A 4,631-nucleotide genomic window follows, 5' to 3' on the forward strand; every position below is an offset into this window, starting at 1 on the left:
TATGATCGGAACATGCTTCTGCTTCAATTATTTCTACACCTTTTCTCTTGCATAATTCACTTAAAATATGGGCTATGTCAGCTCTTATTTTTTGATATATTATCTTTCTTCTAAATTTTGGTGCGAATACGATATGATACTTACATTCCCATGTTGTATGTGCTAGACTATTTTTGTCCATTTGGATAAACCTCCTTTGATTTTTTAGTGCGGCTGTCGAACCAGCACTATTATATCATTGGAGGTTTTCCTTTTCTTGAAGCTAAAGCTCATTGGGAACACACCTGCATAGCAGGTGGTTTTATTGGTTTTCAATCCAATAAATCCCCTGACTCTAATCAGTCAGGGGATAGGGGAGATTTTTTAATATAAATCCTTAGCTAAAATCATTAATTCTGTCTGAGATTCGATTTCACCTACATAAGGATATTTATCCTTTACATTTTCAAATTCTATTTTGTATTTTTGAGCCTTTTCTTCATCTCTTTCATAAAAAAGGCTATAAGCATAATTAGTTCTGATAATCGCAGGGTCATTTTTCATTGTACTGATTACCTTATCATGTTCTTTTGTCATATATGATTCAATAACATGCTTTCTGTTATCTTCTATCAGTTCACAATAAATCATGTCATTTATGAGTAATTCCCTGTTTACACCTGCAATACTTACCTCATCATCATTTAACAGGTACTCCATATATTCTACCGCTTCATCAATTTTGTGCTGATCCATTAATCTTCCGGCATAAAAGACTCCTAAAGTGGCAATCATGGAATTTTTCATTTCTTTTTTATCCGGTTTAACAAAATATTCCTCCGGCATATCTTTTAACCTGACTCCATGATAGGACATGGAACTAATGATAAGCTGAGTATAAAAAGCATTTATCGCTTTGGGATTGTTCCTCATAATCAAAGCATTGTAACCGTCGTTGTTTATACCTCCTATAGATGCAGGTATACCATTAGTTACAGCATAGCTTAATGCCACAATAAACTGGACATTAAGAAAAACAGTAAAATGAACTGACTCTTTAAAAAATAATGCCAAAATTAATTTTACAAACAAGACGAAAACTGCAAAGAAAACATTAAAGGCAATGCCTCCTAAGTTGTATCTGATAAAAGGCACCTTATCATCTTTAAATTTTGGCGGAACCATAAGACACTGACCCCCTGTTCCGGAAAGTCTGTACCTTTTTAGCTGAATTTTTCCGTCTTTTTTTATCCAAACATAACTTCCTATTCTGAAGGAAGAAAATCCATATCCGCTGATATATCCAAAAACCAGATGTCCTGTTTCGTGAACAATAACCTGAGTATATAAGGCAACAACTAATGAACAAACAATATCCACCAGTACAAATATATAGTTAAAGCGATTATCCGACTCCAAGGCAGCATTTAAATATCTGATGTTAATTAGTGTACATAGAAAGCCTGTAATTCCAAAAACTGCATAGAAAAACAATCTTCCTTCTTTTTTCATTACATTAGTCCTCTTCTCTAATCATCTTAAAGACCTGAACTCTGTTTTTGATTCCAAGTTTTCTATAGACATTTAAAATATGCTTTTTCAAAGTATTTGGAGTAATATCAAGTTCTTCACAAATAACATTGTTATCATCACCTTGTAAAAGCTTATGTAAAATAGTAGTCTCTCTACGGGTAAGAGAAAATCTTGAAGCTGCATCTTTAACACTTATCTTGTTTGTGAAGCTTCCTCTGCTTTCGATATCGTTATACAATCTAAATGCTAAATGTTCCTTTAATAAATCCAGAATGAAAATATCATCATATAAGAAATTATCTTTACCAATTGTTCTATAGAATGTAACTACTCCGACAAATTTTTTATCTTTTGAAAGAATCATCTGTAAGGAATAATGCCAGTTGTTGTCCCTGAACACTCTTTTATAATATGCTGTATTCAGTCTTTCTTCATCAGGAACAATATCTGTCTCTCTATAAATTAAGCTTCGTCCTCCAAAAATCATATTTCTTTCTTTGTCATTTTCGATGTAAGCCTGGGACAAGTCTTCGTCTAAATTGTAAAGTACCGGTGAAATCAATGTTTCCCTGGCATTTTTGTCCGCAATATAAAAATCAGCACTGTCAAAATCCATAAGCATTTTTATCTGCTCGATAAATTCTTTTCGCATCACTTTTTGATCCTGTGTGCTATAAATCTTATAAATAATGTTATTTAGCAAAATCCAATCTTTGTTTTCCAATATTCTCATTGTACATCCTCCATTCGTATAAAAACGTGTTTTTAGAAACAAATTCACAAAAATAGTTTTTTCTTCCTTATAAAAGGGTAAGAGGCTTTTTATTTATACCCCTTTAATAATATTTCTCCCCTGTTTTCTTATTATCCTTAATATCATACATACTATTTAGGTGTATTTGTAAACTATTGCATATTTTGATATTTTAAAGCATGTTTTGACTTTTGTAAATCAAAATTTTCCATATTTAGAAAAAAATTTAAAATCTTTAAAAAAAGTGCTTGCATTTTGGTATTCATGCTGTTATAATCAATAATCGTTGAGGCAATCGCCAAGACAATTAAACATGAATGCGGAAGTGTCGGAACTGGCAGACGAGCAAGACTAAGGATCTTGTGCATATTGCTTGCGTGTGGGTTCAAGTCCCATCTTCCGCATTATATTAAAATAAAACCATAGGCAAATGCCTATGGTTTTATTTTATTGCAAGGCGGAGGAGGTCCTTGAATCCAGGGATTCAAGGTCTCCTCGCCTTGCAAAGGCTCGTCGGTCGGTTCGTCGGGAAAAAGGTTCACCGAACCTTTTTCTTTCTCCGTCTCACCCCATCTTCCGCGGTGGAGATTTTTTACCTTCTTCTTATTTTTATTTCTTTTTTTACTACCTTTCTAAGGCTCGTCGGTCCCTTCGACGGGAAATATTAGAACTGTTGACACTACGATTTACTGAAAAAGCTGAAAATCTAGTGATAGAATCCTTCATCATTCAAAGGTCATAACCATAAATGGAAGATCATATAGAATTAAGGATTATGTAAAATCCTCTGAGTAATTGTACATTATTATATAAGATTTTTTGTACAAAAAAACTTGACACTTTATATCTGCTTGCCTCCGCATTTCTTTTCGTATAAATTCTACCATTATGCTTAGAAAAACTCAAGTTAACGTTACCACTTTTGCAATTTTGACAATTTCGGTAACGTTAACGGCCATTTAACGTGTGTTCACAATCCCAAAATATACCTCCTTGCCTTTAGGTTCCCTCTTTGGGTTCCCAGGAAAAAGCGACGCCGAAACCCCTTTCTATCAGTTTTTTTGAACTCACATTGTTCTAGTCCCATCTTTCCCGGTGAGGTTAGTTTTTTTATAACTACCAGCATATCTCCCCATCTTATTTTTCCGATAATTTTTAAAAGTTCGGGCCGTTCTATCGTCATCCCGGTATAGGTTTCTTCATAGAATAGGGCGGTAGGATAAGTAGAGAGCAGAGCCGTCTTTTTCCCCCTCTAATGAGTTGCCGTCTTTCGCCTGTGTCTGTGAAGAGACTCGGGCGTATGCGTAAATCATTCATTCTTTAATACCCATTCCAGCTTGTCGGTGGTCTTGGAACGGATAATCAACTCACAATCCATAGTTTCCAAGAACTTAATCAGTGTATCAACTCGTAATCCATTTACTCTTTGTAACTTCGTTGTCACACTGCTTGGATATTTATATCCTAACTTCTCTGCAAGGAAAGTATGGGTAATTCCCTTCTCCTTCATTACTTCTCTAATTGTGTCGCTAATCATAGGCGCTTGCCTCCTTCCTCTTTGTGCCATTCACCAAGCTAATTATCGAGGTTTGTTTTCTTCTTGGTGTAAGTGAGGGTAATATCATACCCCAAAACCTCCATAGCTTTTGTAAAAGTCTTGTGATAATTTCCTCTTTATTCTTAATCCGACAACTAATGTATTGACCCGTTAAGCCGATGGATTTACTCAATTCATGCTAAGGCATACCGGCTTCTATACATTTAATTTTCACATCTTTTTCAATGTTGTTCGTTAATGCTATAACTATCCTCCCTTGTTGTTAATTGTTCTTATTTCATTCAATTCCAGCACAAATAAGAAGTATTTTTAACACTAATAGGATAAATAATTATCTTTCATTAAAATCCTTTTATTTCTGAGAATATTTGAGCTACTTCCTCGGGGGGCCGGCTGTTGTGTATCCCATGGGGAATTTACTTGAACAGCCGCAAAATTACTAGGGAAATAATACCCGATATGATGTAATTTGCAAATAAATCGAGTAGGAGGGAGTGATTAGCTCCCGTCCTCTCACAGCACCGTACGTACCGTTCGGTATACGGCGCTTTCAATAGTTGACGTGCACAGACTGATAGGCTGTGGATAAATCATAGAAGCCACTGTTTATCAACCTTTCTTTTGTCCTTGCCATATTTACTGCAACGGTATGCGTCGTGAACCAATGGCCTCTTCGGCTGTTACCAGCCTGCCATGCTAAGTCCCCGGGTACGCCCATCTTAATCAGATTACGTACCTTTGTCTTGGGCTTCTTCCATTGTTTCCATATACTCATACGTATTCTGTGATAGAGCCATCCATTGATTT

The 4,631-nt window shown here is 35.3% G+C and carries 4 protein-coding genes, 1 tRNA gene and 1 pseudogene; 1 reads left to right on the forward strand and 5 read right to left on the reverse strand.

Going from position 1 to position 4,631, the window contains the following annotated elements; genetic code table 11:
• The 3 genes from tnpA to BM153_RS13280 form a co-directional block, all read right to left on the reverse strand.
• On the reverse strand, positions 1 to 181 hold a 181-nt coding region (gene tnpA, locus BM153_RS13270), incomplete at its 3' end, for an IS200/IS605 family transposase (protein ID WP_143088319.1).
• Between the two features lie 182 nt (positions 182 to 363).
• Positions 364 to 1,491 (reverse strand): site-2 protease family protein, encoded by a 1,128-nt coding sequence (locus BM153_RS13275; RefSeq protein ID WP_092874971.1) that lies wholly within the window; start codon positions 1,489 to 1,491, stop codon positions 364 to 366.
• Between the two features lie 4 nt (positions 1,492 to 1,495).
• The gene (locus BM153_RS13280; protein ID WP_092874973.1) at positions 1,496 to 2,245 is read right to left on the reverse strand and encodes a helix-turn-helix domain-containing protein; all 750 of its coding nucleotides are present in this window, start codon (positions 2,243 to 2,245) and stop codon (positions 1,496 to 1,498) included.
• A gap of 340 nt (positions 2,246 to 2,585) precedes the next feature.
• On the opposite strand from BM153_RS13280, the gene BM153_RS13285 reads away from it, so the two are divergent.
• Positions 2,586 to 2,670 (forward strand) — tRNA-Leu (locus BM153_RS13285).
• Between the two features lie 905 nt (positions 2,671 to 3,575).
• Here BM153_RS13285 and BM153_RS13295 read toward each other — a convergent pair.
• Together BM153_RS13295 and BM153_RS14370 are read right to left on the reverse strand one after the other, a co-directional pair.
• Complete coding sequence (locus BM153_RS13295; RefSeq protein ID WP_092874979.1) at positions 3,576 to 3,803, reverse strand: helix-turn-helix domain-containing protein; 228 nt, start codon at positions 3,801 to 3,803, stop codon at positions 3,576 to 3,578.
• 571 nt (positions 3,804 to 4,374) lie between these two features.
• A pseudogene (locus tag BM153_RS14370) lies at positions 4,375 to 4,631 on the reverse strand (group II intron reverse transcriptase/maturase); the annotation flags it as partial.

Origin of the sequence: Acetitomaculum ruminis DSM 5522 (assembly GCF_900112085.1) — a bacterium.
Lineage (GTDB): Bacteria > Bacillota > Clostridia > Lachnospirales > Lachnospiraceae > Acetitomaculum > Acetitomaculum ruminis.

What these genes read in the sequence shown, in the direction of transcription:
- BM153_RS13280 (WP_092874973.1), bottom strand. Translation starts at nt 2,245, where the DNA reads ATGAGAATATTGGAAAACAAAGATTGGATTTTGCTAAATAACATTATT.
- BM153_RS13295 (WP_092874979.1), bottom strand. Translation starts at nt 3,803, where the DNA reads ATGATTAGCGACACAATTAGAGAAGTAATGAAGGAGAAGGGAATTACC.
- BM153_RS13275 (WP_092874971.1), bottom strand. Translation starts at nt 1,491, where the DNA reads ATGAAAAAAGAAGGAAGATTGTTTTTCTATGCAGTTTTTGGAATTACA.